Origin of the sequence: Haloferax sulfurifontis ATCC BAA-897 (assembly GCF_000337835.1) — an archaeon.
Classification (GTDB): domain Archaea; phylum Halobacteriota; class Halobacteria; order Halobacteriales; family Haloferacaceae; genus Haloferax; species Haloferax denitrificans.
Genome location: NZ_AOLM01000022.1, coordinates 112,294 through 127,070 on the forward strand (window position 1 = coordinate 112,294; position 14,777 = coordinate 127,070).

The window sequence follows — 14,777 nt, forward strand, 5'->3', positions numbered from 1 at the left end:
TGAACGAGGCCGCTACAGTTCTTCCTTCCGACGCGTAATCTCGCCGTTCGGACCGACGCGCAACGTCACGTACTCGTAGTCCTGAATCCGCTCGTCGTACGCCGCCTCGCCGTCGACGAGGAGTTTCACGTCGCAGGTCTCGGCGTCGACCTGCCGGGTGAGCGTCACCGTCTCGCCGGGCGAGAGTTCCACGTCGCCCTCGCGGCACGCTGGCTTCAAGATGACCTCGCCGTCGAAGCCGCCGTTGACCGCGACTTCGACCATCTCTGACCCCTCGCAGAACTGCGGCCACCCGCATTCGTCCGTGGTGGTCGCCGTCTCGGTCTCCGTTTCGGACGAGGATTCGGCGGGACCGCCGAGACACCCGGAGAGGAAAGCGAGCGAACCGAGGGACGCGAGGACCCGTCTGCGCTGCATGAGCGATGATTCAGATGTCATGGTAAGTGCCTTGTGTGGGTTCGGTCCGGTCCACTCGATGATGCTGTGACGTCCGGTCTCGTGAACGTCGAGGTGCGAGAACCGTCGGACTCAGAAACTCGGAGCACCAACTCGCTTCCCACGCCGGTACAGGTAGTACGACAGAAGCGGCACCGAGACGACAAAGAGAGGCGAGAACACACCGCCGACGAAGTGAATCAGCCCCGCGGCGACCCAGAGCCAACTCGGTCGCCACGACACGGCCGACTGCCGCACCGCGTACAGGTCGATACCGAGTGAAACCGTGACCAAGAGACCGACGAGGAGGCCGATGAGGTCCACGATAATCACGATGGCAAAGAAACTGAGCATCATCGCCTCGGACGCGAATCGACCGGTGGGCACGATTCCCCATCCGCCCAGAAACATGAGGACGCCGAGGAGGACCGAAATCGGGAACAGGGCGACGCCGTACCACCACGGCGACGGCGTCCGTGCGGAGGGCTGGGACGGTTCGTGGACTGCGGAGGACATGACGCCCGCAACGCGCCCTATGTGTTAATTATTTGCCATTCTGGCGGGAGACGTTGATGCATCACTCCCGCCGAGCCAGCACCGTCTCGCCCGCCCGCACCGACTCGCCTTTCTCGACGACCACGTCGTCGGAGCCGTATTCCGGCGGCAACAGCACGTCCGCCCGGGAGCCGAAGTCGATGTGGCCGAGCTTCTGGCCGCGGACGAGTTCGTCGCCGGGGGCGACGTACGAGTGAATCCGGCGGGCGAACGCGCCGGCGATGAGCGACACTTCGTGGTCGCCCGCGTCGGTGTCGAGTTCGATATCGACGCGCTCGTTGCGGTCGGAGTCCTTCGAGAACGCCGGCTTGTGCGCGCCGGGGCGGTGGGTGACGGTTCGGACCGAACCGGAGACGGGCGCGCGGTTGACGTGCACGTCGGTGACGTTCATGAACACGCCCACGCGGACGCGGCCGTCCTCGACGCGAATCACTGAGACGCGCCCGTCGGCGGGGGCGACGACCCCCGATTCGTCCGGTGGCGAGCGCTCGGGGTCGCGGAAGAACCAGAGGACGAACGCGCCGACCGCGAGGAGCGCGGCTCCGAGGGGCGGGAAGACGACCGCCGCGACCGCCGCGCCGAGGAAGGCGGGAAGCGCGAACCGCCGGTAGCCGGGTGCGAACTGCATTATGCCTCGCCGCGGACCTCTGCGCCCCAACTCGTGAGGAGGTGAGTGAGGTGCAGTCGGTCGTCGATGCCCGTCGAGATGTCGAGGTCGACCTGTCCGGCGAGTTCGTGCAGGCGGGCGAGTTCGCCGCCGGCGAAGCGCTCGGGGGTCGAGTCGGCGACGCGGAGGACGTCGCGGAGGAGCTCCTGTCCCTCGTAGCCCTCGTCGTCGAGGAGCGTCGTGAGGGTCTTGCGGGCGTCCTTGATGTCGCCCTCGCGGGCGTTGATGAGGAGCGTCTTCAGCTCGTCGTCGAAGCCCACGTCGCCGAGGGCCGCGTGGACCGTCGACATGGTGACCTCGTCGGCCTCGGTGGCCGTCCGCTGGGCCGAGAGGATGGCCTTCCGGACGTTCCCGTTGGAGGCGTCGGTGAGGAACTGGAGGCCGCCGGCGTCGTAGTCGACGCCCTCAGCGTCGAGGATGTCGGCGAGGAGAGATTCGAGCGCCGCGTCGTCGGGTGCGGGCATGGGGACGGGAAAACACCGCGAGCGAATCGGCGGGATGAGCTTCGAGGGCTGGCGCGTGGTGATGACGAACTGCGTGGTCCGGTGGTGCTGTTCCATCACGCGGCGGAGCGCCTGCTGGAAGTCCTCGCGGATGGACTCGGCGTTGTCGAGGACGATGGTCTTGTACTCGCCCGACATGGGGGCGTAGCTGGCGGACTCCTTCAGCACGCGGTTAATCATGTCGCGTTTCGCCATGCGACTGCGCCCGTCGAGGAACTGCTCGAACCGCGGGTCGGCGCGAATCTGCTTTTTCGTCCGGTTGAAGAAGTCCGCGACGTTGAGTTCGATGAGGTCGTTTTCGGGGTCCGCGTGCGCCTCGTGAGCCAGCGCGCGGACGGCGGCGGTCTTGCCGACGCCCGGCGGGCCCTGCACGACGAGGTTCATCGGTTCGTCCACGGCGCGTCGGAGGCGGTCGCGGACCTCCGGCTGTGGGAGGTCGTCGAGCCCCGGCGCGTGCGTCTCGGTCCACAGCGGCGCGTCCATTGGACTCCGGTAGCAGACGGTCGGGTAAGAATCGGTCGGTCCGGGGCGTCGGGCGGACTCGGCTTCCCTGTGGGGGCGAGCGCCGAGGCCGCGACCGATTCGACGCACGTTTAGTCCAGCCGCTATCATTGTGGTGCATGTCCATGCGCGCGACCTTCCTCGGGACCGGCGGGGCCGTCCCCACCACGGCGCGTGCGCCGAGCGCGTTCCTCGTGAACCGCGACGGCGAGCGCCTGTTGTTCGATTGCGGGGAGGGCACCCAACGCCAGATGATGCGCTACGGGACCGGGTTCGGCGTCAGCCACCTGTTCGTCACCCACCTCCACGGCGACCACATCCTCGGCATTCCCGGCCTGATTCAGACGCTCGACTTCAACGACCGCGAGGCCTCGCTGGCCATCCACGGCCCGCCGGGGAGCAAGCGCCACCTCGAAAAACTCGTCCACGCCGGCGGCTACCAGCCCGGCTTTCACGTCTCCGTCCACGAGGTCCGCCCCGGAAACGTCGCCTACCGCGCCGACGACTACGAGGTCCGCGCGTTCGACACCGAACACCGGACCGCCTCCGTCGGCTACGCACTCGTCGAAGACGACCGCCCCGGCCGGTTCGACCGCGAGAAGGCCGAGGAACTCGGCGTCCCCGTCGGCCCGGCGTTCGGCCGCCTCCACGCCGGCGAGGACGTCGAACTCGAAGACGGGGCCGTCGTGCGCTCCGAGCAGGTCGTCGGCGACCCCCGTCCCGGCCGCACCGTCGTCTACACCGGCGACACCCGCCCGCTCGACTCGACCGTCGAGGTCGCCCGCGACGCCGACCTGCTCGTCCACGACGCGACGTTCACCGACGAGGAGGCCGAGCGGGCGAAACAGACCGCGCACTCGACCGCGCGCGAGGCCGCCCGCGTCGCCCGCGACGCAGACGTTCGACGCTTCGCGCTGACGCATATCTCCGCCCGGTACGCCGCCGACCCGAGCCCGCTTCTCGAACAGGCCCGCGAGGTGTACGACGGCGAGGCGTTCGTCGCCGAAGACGGCCAGAAACTGGAGGTCCCGTACGCCGACAGCGACGGCGGCGGGGCCGAGACCGGCGAGTAGTCCGAGGGGCCGCGGTACGCTTTTCTCCCGCCCGTTCGCACCAACGGGTGTGCCGCAGAACGCCTTCCACACCGTCGACGTGTTCGCCACGGCGAAGTACGCCGGCAACCAACTCGCCGTCTTCGAGGACGCGGACGCGCTCAGTTCCGACCAGATGGCCGCGCTCGCCAACGAGACGAACTACTCGGAGACGACGTTCATCGAGGGCGGGTCGCCCGACGACGGCTACGACGTTCGCATCTTCACGCCGGACGGCGAGATTCCGTTCGCCGGACACCCGACGCTCGGGACGGCCGCCGTCCTCCGCGAGCACTTCGACGCCGGCGACGAGGTGACGCTGAACCTCGGCGTCGGTCCGATTTCGGTCGAGGTCCGGGACGGGAACTCGGACGCAGACGGCGACGACGGCGACGACGGAACGCCCGACGGCGAGCAGTACTGGATGACGCAGAACGCGCCGGCGTTCGGCGAAGAACTCGACCCCGAGACGCTCGCCGAGGTGCTGTCGCTCGACCTCGCCGACTTCGACGGCGACTGGCCGATACAAGTGGTCTCGACCGGCCTCCCGGCGGTGATGGTGCCGCTCCGCGACCGCGACGCGCTCGCCCGGAGCGAGGTGTTCACCCCCGCGTACCGTTCGTTCTTCGACGACGTGGGCGTCGAGAACCTCTTTCTGTTCTGCCCGGACCCCCGCGACGACGCGAACGACTTCGCGGCGCGGATGTACGCCCCGGGCCACGGCGTCGCCGAGGACCCCGCGACCGGGAGCGCGAACGGCTGTTTCGCCGGCTATCTCGCCCGCCATCGCTACTTCGGCGACGAGGAAATCGAGGTCACGGTCGAACAGGGCTACGAGATGGGCCGACCGTCGCACCTCCACCTCGAAGCCGAAGACCGGGGCGACGAGGTGACGGTCCGCGTCGGGGGGCGCGTCGAGTTCGTCTCGACGGGGAGACTCGTCTGAGCGGCCGCTGAGCGGGCCGTCGAGCCAAAAAGCGAGATCGGGTCAGTCGCGGTGGGCGTCGCAGACCGGGTTCTCGCCGTCGTCGAGGAGGACGACGGGAACCCCGAGGACGACCCACTCGCGGACGTAGCGCCGGCGCGTCGTCGCGGGCGACCCGCACTCGACGCAGGCGGCGTCCGCGGCCTCGACGGCCGACTCGACGATTCTCGTCCGCGGGCCGACCGCCGTCCGCGGATACGCCGGGCGTTTGGACAGGAGCGCCGCGAGCGCCGCGGCGACGACGAGGCCGACGACCGGCAGGACGAACCGACCGACGCCGGAGCGCGCGAGGACGCCGACGATGACGAGTAACGTGACCGCGACGGCCAGTTCACGGAGGAGCCGCATCGACGGCGTCAGGTGCTCGTCTCGTTTTCGGAGCCGGACGACGACCCCGACGAACTGGACGACGCCGAGCGAGCGTCCGACGACGAGTCGGTGGACGACGAGGACGAGTCCGACGACGACGAACCGTCGCTATCCAGCGACCGGACGAACTGCGGGTAGCCGCCGTCGCCGACCGGGATGTAGACGGTGTCCGTCTCGTCGAGCTTCTCGATGTACTTCTGGGCCAGCACCTCGTCGGACAGCGACTCCGCGAGGATGCGGTTGGCGTCGGCCTGCCCCTGCGCCTCGATGCGCTTGCGCTCGGCCTCCAGCTCCTCGACGGCGAGTTCGTCCTGCTTCTGCTGGCGGCGCTGTTCGGTGATTTCCTTCTGTTCGACCGCCTGCGCGTACTCGGCGGGGAGTTCGACGTTGCGGACCTGCACCGCTTCGAGGATGAGGCCGTCGTCGGCGAACTCCTCGGCGAGTTCCCGCTCGGCGGCGGCCTTCAGCTGGGTCTGGCCCTCGCCGGTATAGATGACCGTGACGGGCAGTCGACCGGCCTCGGTCCGGAGCACCGACCGAATCGACGGCCGAATCAGGCGCTCTTCGGCGGTTTCGAGCGTCCGGTAGTTGCGGTAGAACTCGACGGCCTGCCCGGCGTCGATGCGGTAGCGGACGGTCACGTCGATGTCCGTCCGGAGGCCGTCTTCGGTCAGGACCGTGATGGCGTCGTCGCCGCGCCTGTCGCCTTCGCTCGTCGACGACGACATGGTGTACGACTGCGGTCGCACCGACAGCGACGAGGTCGACTGCGAGACGGGGTTGACGAAGTGCGCGCCGGGTTCGAAGACGGTGCCGGTGGTCGCGCCCCACTTCTTGACGACCTTGACGTTCCCCTCTTCGACGGGTTCCCACGCGAGGAGCCCGGCGATTGGGGCGGCGATAAGGAGGAGGGCGACGACACCGACGAGGGCGATGCGCGTCAGCGACCCGGAGGTCACCGACGGCGGGTCGGGGATGTCAGAACTCATCACCTTGATTTCAAATAGCCGAGACTTGTTTGTTTCGTGTCAAGCGGGGTCGCGGCGACTGTCGCCGGCGACGCCCACTCGGCGGCCGAGTCGCGCAAACGCGACACCCGACCGAGTCGACACCCGCGACCGGCGTGGAGTATATATCCGGCGCGGCCCTAGTCGCCGTCGTGAACGACCGGACGAGTGCGCTCGACTCGGTCGTCTTCGGCGTCGACATCCAGAGCGGCGATATCCGCGGCGACTCGCCGTCGTACGCGCTGGTCGTGTTGGACACCCGAGACACCGAGTCAGACGAGGTCCGAATCGAACGAGACGTGGTCTCCTTCCGCAAGTTACGCCGGCTCATCGAGCGCGACGAACCGCGCGTCGTCGCCACGGACAACATGTACGAGTTGGCGACCGACAAGGACGATTTAGTCCGCTTCCTGCGGTGGCTCCCCCACGGGACGCAGTTGGTGCAAGTGACCGGCGCGGAGCGACCGGAACCGCTGTCGCGGGTCGCCTCTCGCCACGGCGTCCCCTACGGCAAAGAGCCGATGAAGGAGGCCGAGGCCGCGGCGCGACTCGCCCTCGCCAACGTCGGCTACGAGGTCGCCGCCTTCGAGAACACGACGACCGTGAAGGTCTCCCGCGGCCGCTCGACCGGCAAGGGCGGGTGGAGTCAGGACCGCTACACGCGCCGAATCCACGGGTCGGTCAAACAGCAGTCCCGCGAGGTCGAGTCCGCGCTGAAGGAGGCCAACCTCGACTACGAGCGGGACGTGACCGAGAAGTACGGCGGCTACTCGCAGGCGCTTTTCACCGTCGAGGCGCGGCCGGAGGACATCCCCGTGTCCACCCACCGCTCGGGCGACACCCGGGTCGAAATCGAGCGCGAGCGCCGCGACGGCATCGAGTTCGAACCCCTCGTGAAGCGCCGCGACCGCGTCATCGTCGGCATCGACCCCGGCACGACCACCGCCGTCGCCGTCGTCGGCTTCGACGGGCGCGTCCTCGACGTGCACTCGACGCGGACCGCCGACACCGCCGCCGTCATCGAGTGGCTCATCGAGCGCGGGCGACCCAGCCTCGTCGCCGCCGACGTCCAGCCGATGCCCGAGACGGTCGAGAAGTTCCGGCGGAGCTTCGACGCCGCCGGCTGGGCCCCGCCGAGCGACATCCCCGTCGACGAAAAGCTCCACCGGACCCGCGAGGTCGACTACGACAACGACCACGAGCGCGACGCCCTCGCCGCGGCGCTGTTCGCGTTCGACGACCACGAAGACCAGTTCGAGCGCATCTCCCGGAAGGTCCCCGCCGACGTGGACAGAGAGGAGGTCATCGCCCGCGTCCTCGCCAGCGAGGAGTCGGTCGAGGCCGTTCTCCGCGAGATGGCCGACGACGGCGACGACGGCGGCGACGACGCCGACGAGGAGACTCACGAGGAGCCCGAGCTCACGCCCGAAGAACGCGAGATTCGGGAGTTGCGGTCGCGGGTCGAGCGACTCGAATCGCACGTCGAGGACCTGAAATCGACAATCGAGGAGAAAGACGAGACCATCGAGGAGTACAAAGGGGAGCTCTCCGACGCCCGCCGCGAGGAGCGCCGCGAGGCCCGCGAGCGCCGCGAGGTCACCCGGCTCGAACGCGAGAACGGCCGGTTAGAGCGGAAAGTCGAATCGCTCGAATCCGACAAGGCGGAGCTCGCCGACAAGCTCGACCAGCTGAAGTCGCTGTGGAAGCTCGACCACTCGAACTTCGCGGACGTGAACACCGACGGCAGTTTGGTGCCGGTCAAAATCGTCGAGCAGTTCACGAACGGCGCGCTCGACCACACCGTCGAGGAGTACGGCATCGCCGCCGGCGACGTGGTCTACCTCCGCGACGCCAGCGGAGCCGGGCGGACGACCGCCGAGCGCCTCGCCGAGTTCGACCCCAAGGTCGTCCTCCGGTCGGGCAACCTCTCGGAGGTCGCGGACGAGGTGCTGTTCGAGGCCGACGTGCCGGTCGCGCCCGCCGACGGCGTGACGATTCAGGAGATAGACGAACTCGCCGTGGCGAAGGAGTCCGAGGTCGAATCCGCCATCGCGGATTGGGAGTCGCGGGCGGAAGAACGACAGAAAGAACAGCAAAAAGAGATGGTCGACCAGATAATCTCCGAACACCGCGCCGAGAACCGGCGCGGCTAGCGTCGACGAGTCGGTCAGTCGGTCGCGTCGCCGCCGACGACGACGGCCACCACGAAGTACAGTGCCGCCCCGACGAGCGGGACCAGGAAGGCGAGCACGGCCCAGAACGTCGCGTTTCGCCCCTTGAGCGTCGCGTCTTTGTGGACCCGGTACGGCAGGTAGACGTGAACGGCGAGGAAGTAGACGGCGAAGCCGAGGATGTACGGGAGGAGGTCGCCGCCGCGGACCGACGCCCACATGACCGCGAGCAGGCCGAAGACGACGAGGATGAGCGCGGCGAAGATGACGGCGGGCGCACGCGTCGTGGTTCCTGAGTCGGACATCACCCGGAGTTGGGACCGGTGGGTGTTGTCCGTTTCGCCCGCGAACGCCTTCCAGAAGTCATATCCCACGTCCCCGACACCGAACAGATATGGACGCATACGACCTGATCACTCGGAACGCCTCCGAAGTGGTCACGGAGGACGAAGTGCGCGCGCTGGCCGACGACCCCGAGGGCAAGCGAGCGTACGTGGGCTACGAGCCCTCCGGCGTCCTCCACATCGGTCACATGCTCACCGCCAACAAGCTCATCGACCTCCAAGCGGCGGGCTTCGAGGTAGTCGTGCTCCTCGCGGACGTACACGCCTACCTCAACGGCAAGGGCACTTTCGAGGAGATTCGCGAGACGGCCGAGCGGATGAAAGCGCAGTTCATCGCCTACGGCCTCGACGAGAGCCAGACGGAGTTCGTCCTCGGCTCGGAGTACCAGCTCGACGAGAGCTACGTCCTCGACCTGCACGCGCTCGAACTGGAGACGACGCTCTCGCGCGCCGAGCGCGCCATGGCCGAAATCAAAAGCGGCGACGGCGTCACCGTCGCGCAGGCGGTCTACCCGATTATGCAGGCGCTCGACATCGTCTACCTCGACGTTGACCTCGCCATCGGCGGGATGGAACAGCGCAAGGTCCACATGCTCGCCCGCGACACGCTCCCGAGCATCGGCGAGGAGTCGCCGACCTGCATGCACACGCCGCTCATCGCGGACCTCGGGACGGGCATCGGCAAGATGTCCTCCTCGGCCGGCGTCACCATCTCGATGGAGGACACCACCGAGGACATCGAAGACAAGGTCAACGGCGCGTTCTGCCCGCCGACGGCCGACCCCGACCCGACCGACGAGGGCGAGGAACGCGAGAACCCCGTCCTCCAGATTTTCGAGTACCACGTCTTCCCGCGCTTCGAGCGCGTCGTCGTCGAGCGCCCCGAGCAGTACGGCGGGAACCTCGAATACGACGACTACGAGACGCTGGAGGCCGACCTCGAATCCGGCGAACTCCACCCGGCCGACGCGAAGGGCGCGCTCGCCGACTACCTCGACGAACTCATCGAACCGGGTCGCGCGAAGATAGCGGAGTAACCGCGACGCTTTCTCAGGCCATCCCGAACATCTTCATGACGCCCTCGGCGAGGCCGCCGGCGACGAGGCCGAGACCGGCGACGACGAACGCGAGGCCCGCCGCGACGACGGGGGCCTGAGAGGCGACGATACCGATACCCAAGAGCAGAGAGACGACGCCGGCGATGCCTTTCGTACCGAGTTTGTCGAGCATATCACGACGGCGTTTCGGGACCGCCCTAAACGCGTCGTTCCGTCGGACGCTTCCTACCGGCCGAACGTCGGCGGATTTAACCATGCCCACGTCGAACGCTCGCGCATGAGCGACGACGAGAACGAGAGCCGCCGAGACCTTCGAATGCCGAACGACGACGAAGTGTTCGCCGTCGTGACGAACATGCTCGGGGCCAATCGTATTCGCGTCCGCTGTGCCGACGGCGTCGAGCGGACCGCTCGCATTCCCGGACGGATGCAAAAGCGTATCTGGATTCGAGAGGACGACGTGGTGCTCGTCGAACCGTGGGACTGGCAGGACGAGAAGGCCGACGTGTCCTGGCGCTACGAGAAGTCCGAGGCCGACCAGCTCCGGCGCGAAGGACACATCCAGTAACGCGTTCGAGACCGCGCCTGATTGTTCCCCGACCGACACCGAACGCAGAGCCTGTGCCCTTTTCATCTCGCCTCTCGTAGCCCTAGTCCAATGACTGACGAGTTCGGCATGGTCGAACCCCAGGAGGGCGAGGCGTTCGGCGACGAGTGGGAGGAGATAGACGTCTCCGACGACGAGGCGGACCGCATCGCGCGCCGCAAGGACCGCGACTTCGACGAGTTCCGGATGCGGTTGAAGGACGCCGACCAGTTCAAAGTCGAGCAGTCGGTGTTCGACGACGCGACCTTCGCCGCCATCTACAAACTCGTCCAAGACGGGTACATCGACGCGTTCGGCGGCCCGATTTCGACCGGAAAGGAGGCCAACGTCTTCGAGGCGCTCGGCGAGGACGACACCGACGTGGCGGTCAAGATATACCGCATCAACGCCTCCGACTTCCGGCACATGCGCGACTACCTCGAAGGCGACCCGCGCTTCGAGAACATCGGCCACGACAAGGGGCAGGTCGTCCGCGCGTGGGTCAGAAAGGAGTACGCCAACCTCGAACGCGCCCAGCGCGCCGGCGTTCGCGTGCCGAAGCCCATCGCGGTCCAGCGGAACGTCCTCGTGATGGAACTCGTCGGCGTCGTCGACGACCGGGCGCGACGGCTCTCGGAAGTGCGCGTCGAGAACCCACAGACCGCCTACGAGGTCGTCCGCGAGTACATGCGCCGACTCCACCGCGCCGGCCTCGTCCACGGCGACCTCTCGGAGTACAACCTCATCATCCACGACGGCGAACTCGTCGTCATCGACCTCGGACAGGCCGTCACGGTCCACCACCCCAACGCCGAGGAGTTCCTCCGGCGGGACTGCCGCAACGTGGCCAACTTCTTCCGGCGGCAGGGGGCCGACGCCGACGGCGACTCGCTGTACGAGTTCGTCACGGCCGAGGAAGACGAGGACAAAGACTGAGCCGGAACCGGGGAGAAACGCGAACCCGGCGCAAGGCGGGTGTGCGACCGAGACACGCGGCGAGTCGTCGAGCGAACGCTTAAACCACTCCGACGGGTATCGGGTGATATGCAGCACGTCAAGGTGCCGCAGGACCGTATCGGTGTTCTCATCGGCGAAGGTGGCTCGACGCTCCGAGAGATAGAGAGTCGCGCGGAAGTCCGACTCGACGTGGACTCGGAGAACGGAAGCGTCGCCATCGACAGCGTCGGCGACCCCGTACTCGGCATGGTCGCTCCCGACGTGGTCCGAGCGGTCGGCCGCGGCTTCGCCCCGGAGGACGCGATGGCGCTCCTCGACGACGACATGATGATGTTCGAACTCATCGATATCGACCGGCACACCCGAAACAAAAACGACATGCGGCGGCAGAAGGGCCGCCTCATCGGCGAGAACGGCCGCACCCGCGAACTCATGGAGGAGCTGACGGGTGCCGAGGTGGTCATCTACGGCTCGACGCTCGGCATCATCGGCAAGCCCGAGGAGGTCGAGGCCGTCCGCCGTGCCGTCGAGATGATTCTCGACGGCGCGCCCCACGGCGCGGTGTACTCCTTCCTCGAACGGAAGCACAACGAACTGACCCAGGGCTTCAACGTCCGGCAGAACGACTGAGACGCCACCGCCGACGAGTCCACCGCCGACACGGCACTCGCCCGCATCGTCTTTTCACCGCACCCGCTCCGAGACTGGCGAGGCGACCCGCCGGAAACCGGGGATAAACCCGCAAAATCGACCGCCGTCGCCGGGGAACGACCACCCCACCGTGTTGCGTTTTGCCATACCAATAAACGAAGCTTTTTTATAGAATCACAAACAATCAGGCGATGACTATGAGCCAGCGAATGCAACAGGGTCAGCCCATGATCATTCTGGGCGAGGACTCTCAGCGCACATCCGGACAGGATGCGCAGTCGATGAACATCACGGCCGGGAAGGCCGTCGCAGAGGCCGTACGCACGACGCTCGGCCCCAAGGGGATGGACAAGATGCTCGTCGACTCCGGCGGGCAGGTCGTCGTCACGAACGACGGCGTCACCATCCTCAAGGAGATGGACATCGACCACCCCGCGGCCAACATGATCGTCGAAGTCTCCGAGACCCAGGAGGACGAGGTCGGAGACGGCACGACGACGGCCGTCATCATCGCCGGCGAACTCCTCGACCAGGCCGAGGACCTCCTCGAATCGGACGTCCACGCGACGACCGTCGCGCAGGGCTACCGCCAGGCCGCCGAGAAGGCCAAGGAAGTCCTCGAAGACAACGCCATCGAGGTCACTGAGGACGACCGCGAGACCCTCCAGAAGATCGCCGCGACGGCGATGACCGGGAAGGGCGCGGAGTCCGCGAAGGACCTGCTCGCCGAACTCGTCGTCAACGCCGTGCTGGCCGTCAAGGACGAAGGCGGCATCGACACGGACAACGTCTCCATCGAGAAGGTCGTCGGCGGCACCATCGACAACTCCGAACTCGTCGAGGGCGTCATCGTCGACAAAGAGCGCGTCGACGAGAACATGCCCTACGCCGTCGAGGACGCGAACATCGCCATCCTCGACGACGCGCTGGAAGTCCGCGAGACCGAAATCGACGCGGAAGTCAACGTCACGGACCCCGACCAGCTTCAGCAGTTCCTCGACCAGGAAGAAAAACAGCTGAAAGAGATGGTCGACAAGCTCGTCGAGGTCGGCGCCGACGCCGTCTTCGTCGGTGACGGCATCGACGACATGGCCCAGCACTACCTCGCCAAGGAGGGCATCCTCGCGGTCCGCCGCGCCAAGTCCTCCGACCTCAAGCGTCTCGCCCGCGCGACGGGCGGCCGCGTCGTCAGCAGTCTCGACGACATCGAGGCCGACGACCTCGGCTTCGCCGGCTCCGTCGGACAGAAGGACGTCGGCGGCGACGAGCGCATCTTCGTCGAGGACGTCGAGGACGCGAAGTCCGTCACGCTCATCCTCCGCGGCGGCACGGAGCACGTCGTCGACGAGCTCGAGCGCGCCATCGAGGACTCCCTCGGCGTCGTCCGCACGACGCTCGAAGACGGAAAGGTCCTCCCCGGCGGCGGCGCTCCCGAGACGGAGCTCTCCCTGCAACTCCGCGAGTTCGCCGACTCCGTCGGCGGCCGCGAACAGCTCGCCGTCGAGGCGTTCGCCGAGGCGCTGGACATCATCCCGCGCACCCTCGCCGAGAACGCCGGTCTCGACCCCATCGACTCCCTCGTCGACCTGCGCTCGCGCCACGACGGCGGCGAGTTCGCCGCCGGCCTCGACGCCTACACGGGCGAGGTCATCGACATGGAACAGGAGGGCGTCGTGGAGCCCCTCCGCGTCAAGACCCAGGCTATCGAGTCCGCGACCGAAGCCGCAGTCATGATTCTCCGCATCGACGACGTCATCGCGGCTGGCGACCTCTCCGGTGGCCAGACCGGCGGCGACGACGACGAAGGCGGCGCGCCCGGCGGCATGGGCGGCGGCATGGGTGGCATGGGCGGCATGGGCGGCATGGGCGGTGCGATGTGAGCACCCCCAGATAGGCCTACACCACTCACACACACCCTGACTTCGCATCGACTCGAATCGCTCGGCCGAATTCACGACTTTTTTCGGATTCACGCCCGTTAGCGTCCGCTTTCACCACTCGCGCGCCGGTTGGGACGCCGTTAATCGAGCGCCCGCGACGCGCCGGTATCTGACGCCGCGAGACGGTGAGCATATCGACAACTGATTCGCAACGGAAGTTGACAAATCATCGTAAAACGGTCGGTACGGTTCGTGAAACGCGGGTGTGCGGCTCCATACTTATCTCCCGTGACATCGAATCACACATCGTATGTCCCCACCCGAGAGCCCGGCGTCCGACGCCGACTCGGACGCGACCACGCCCGCGAGTCGACCGCCGTTTCTGGCCGTCGTCGCGCCCCGTCTTTCCGAGGCGGCGGCGCTCGCGAGCGCGCTCCACCCCGGTGTTTCCCCGCTCATCCGCGCGCCGCACAGCACCTCCCCATCGAATCTCCGCGCCACCTTCGCCGCGATGCGGCGGCCCGACGCCCCGCTCGTCGTGGCGACCGACAGCGCGGCGGCCGTCCGCGACGCCGACCGCGTCCTCGTCGCCGACGGCGGCGTCGTCGTCGAATCCGGCGCGCCGAGCGACCTCCTCGCGGTCCCCGGCGTCTACGCCCGGCGCTACGGTGCCGAACTCGGCGCGAACTTCGCCGACCCGGGAAAAGACGTCGCCGACGAGTGACGGGCGCGCCGAGAGTGCCACCCAACGTTCATCTCCCTCGCCGAACGAGCTAGCGGCATGGGCGAGAGAGCGTGTTACCGCGAGTTCTGTCCGGACTGCGACGCGCCGGTGACTATCGTCGACGAGGAGTGCCCCGACTGCGGGCGAGAGTTGGCGGTCGTCTGAGAACCGCAACGAAAAGAGCGCGAGCCACAGCACCAAAAGAGCGCGACGGGATTGAGCAAACTCGAAGCGTTTGCGACGGGATTCGAATCCCGCGCGTGGCGTTCCGACACGCCTCGCTACCGCTCGGC

The 14,777-nt window shown here is 67.5% G+C and carries 17 protein-coding genes; 9 read left to right on the forward strand and 8 right to left on the reverse strand.

Annotation, left to right across the window (positions count from 1 at the left end; translation table 11 throughout):
• Positions 1–12 precede the first annotated feature (12 nt).
• The 4 genes from C441_RS13480 to C441_RS13495 all read right to left on the reverse strand — a co-directional run bounded on the left by C441_RS13480 (position 13) and on the right by C441_RS13495 (position 2,643).
• The gene (locus C441_RS13480) at positions 13–417 is read right to left on the reverse strand and encodes a hypothetical protein (protein WP_007275568.1); all 405 of its coding nucleotides are present in this window, start codon (positions 415–417) and stop codon (positions 13–15) included.
• 111 nt (positions 418–528) lie between these two features.
• Positions 529–951: a hypothetical protein gene (locus C441_RS20140; RefSeq protein ID WP_007275569.1), complete on the reverse strand. Its 423-nt coding sequence runs from the start codon at positions 949–951 to the stop codon at positions 529–531.
• A gap of 61 nt (positions 952–1,012) precedes the next feature.
• Positions 1,013–1,618 (reverse strand): protein sorting system archaetidylserine decarboxylase, encoded by a 606-nt coding sequence (locus C441_RS13490; protein ID WP_007275570.1) that lies wholly within the window; start codon positions 1,616–1,618, stop codon positions 1,013–1,015.
• Complete coding sequence (locus C441_RS13495) at positions 1,618–2,643, reverse strand: AAA family ATPase (protein WP_007275571.1); 1,026 nt, start codon at positions 2,641–2,643, stop codon at positions 1,618–1,620. The genes C441_RS13490 and C441_RS13495 overlap by 1 nt, the downstream gene beginning before the upstream one ends.
• A gap of 143 nt (positions 2,644–2,786) precedes the next feature.
• Between C441_RS13495 and rnz the strand changes: the two genes are divergently transcribed.
• Positions 2,787–3,734 carry a ribonuclease Z gene (rnz, locus tag C441_RS13500; RefSeq protein ID WP_193363602.1) on the forward strand — a complete coding sequence of 316 codons (948 nt, stop codon included), beginning with the start codon at positions 2,787–2,789 and terminating at the stop codon, positions 3,732–3,734.
• Between the two features lie 49 nt (positions 3,735–3,783).
• The gene (locus C441_RS13505; protein WP_007275573.1) at positions 3,784–4,698 is read left to right on the forward strand and encodes a PhzF family phenazine biosynthesis protein; all 915 of its coding nucleotides are present in this window, start codon (positions 3,784–3,786) and stop codon (positions 4,696–4,698) included.
• 42 nt (positions 4,699–4,740) lie between these two features.
• On the opposite strand, the gene C441_RS13510 is transcribed toward C441_RS13505, so the two are convergent.
• Complete coding sequence (locus C441_RS13510) at positions 4,741–5,085, reverse strand: hypothetical protein (protein WP_007275574.1); 345 nt, start codon at positions 5,083–5,085, stop codon at positions 4,741–4,743.
• A gap of 8 nt (positions 5,086–5,093) precedes the next feature.
• Positions 5,094–6,095, reverse strand: a complete 1,002-nt coding sequence (locus C441_RS13515) for a prohibitin family protein (RefSeq protein ID WP_007275575.1) — start codon at positions 6,093–6,095, stop codon at positions 5,094–5,096.
• Between the two features lie 170 nt (positions 6,096–6,265).
• Between C441_RS13515 and C441_RS13520 the strand changes: the two genes are divergently transcribed.
• Complete coding sequence (locus C441_RS13520; protein WP_007275576.1) at positions 6,266–8,266, forward strand: DUF460 domain-containing protein; 2,001 nt, start codon at positions 6,266–6,268, stop codon at positions 8,264–8,266.
• Between the two features lie 14 nt (positions 8,267–8,280).
• On the opposite strand, the gene C441_RS13525 is transcribed toward C441_RS13520, so the two are convergent.
• Positions 8,281–8,658: a hypothetical protein gene (locus tag C441_RS13525; RefSeq protein WP_007275577.1), complete on the reverse strand. Its 378-nt coding sequence runs from the start codon at positions 8,656–8,658 to the stop codon at positions 8,281–8,283.
• A gap of 20 nt (positions 8,659–8,678) precedes the next feature.
• Here C441_RS13525 and C441_RS13530 point away from each other — a divergent pair, with 20 nt between their 5' ends.
• Positions 8,679–9,665, forward strand: a complete 987-nt coding sequence (locus C441_RS13530) for a tyrosine--tRNA ligase (protein ID WP_007275578.1) — start codon at positions 8,679–8,681, stop codon at positions 9,663–9,665.
• 13 nt (positions 9,666–9,678) lie between these two features.
• Here C441_RS13530 and C441_RS13535 read toward each other — a convergent pair whose 3' ends face one another.
• Positions 9,679–9,858 carry a DUF7470 family protein gene (locus C441_RS13535; RefSeq protein WP_004045249.1) on the reverse strand — a complete coding sequence of 60 codons (180 nt, stop codon included), beginning with the start codon at positions 9,856–9,858 and terminating at the stop codon, positions 9,679–9,681.
• Positions 9,859–9,963: 105 nt separating this feature from the next.
• Between C441_RS13535 and eif1A the strand changes: the two genes are divergently transcribed.
• The 5 genes from eif1A to C441_RS13560 all read left to right on the forward strand — a co-directional run bounded on the left by eif1A (position 9,964) and on the right by C441_RS13560 (position 14,484).
• Positions 9,964–10,254 carry a translation initiation factor eIF-1A gene (gene eif1A / locus C441_RS13540; RefSeq protein ID WP_004045248.1) on the forward strand — a complete coding sequence of 97 codons (291 nt, stop codon included), beginning with the start codon at positions 9,964–9,966 and terminating at the stop codon, positions 10,252–10,254.
• Between the two features lie 90 nt (positions 10,255–10,344).
• Entirely contained in the window at positions 10,345–11,208 is an 864-nt protein-coding gene (gene rio1 / locus C441_RS13545) for a serine/threonine-protein kinase Rio1 (protein WP_007275579.1), read from the forward strand.
• Positions 11,209–11,316: 108 nt separating this feature from the next.
• Positions 11,317–11,859, forward strand: coding sequence for a KH domain-containing protein (locus C441_RS13550; RefSeq protein ID WP_007275580.1), 543 nt, complete (start codon positions 11,317–11,319; stop codon positions 11,857–11,859).
• A 248-nt stretch (positions 11,860–12,107) separates the two neighbouring features.
• Entirely contained in the window at positions 12,108–13,760 is a 1,653-nt protein-coding gene (gene thsA, locus C441_RS13555; RefSeq protein ID WP_007275581.1) for a thermosome subunit alpha, read from the forward strand.
• 310 nt (positions 13,761–14,070) lie between these two features.
• Complete coding sequence (locus tag C441_RS13560) at positions 14,071–14,484, forward strand: hypothetical protein (protein ID WP_007275582.1); 414 nt, start codon at positions 14,071–14,073, stop codon at positions 14,482–14,484.
• The last annotated feature ends 293 nt before the right edge of the window (positions 14,485–14,777 follow it).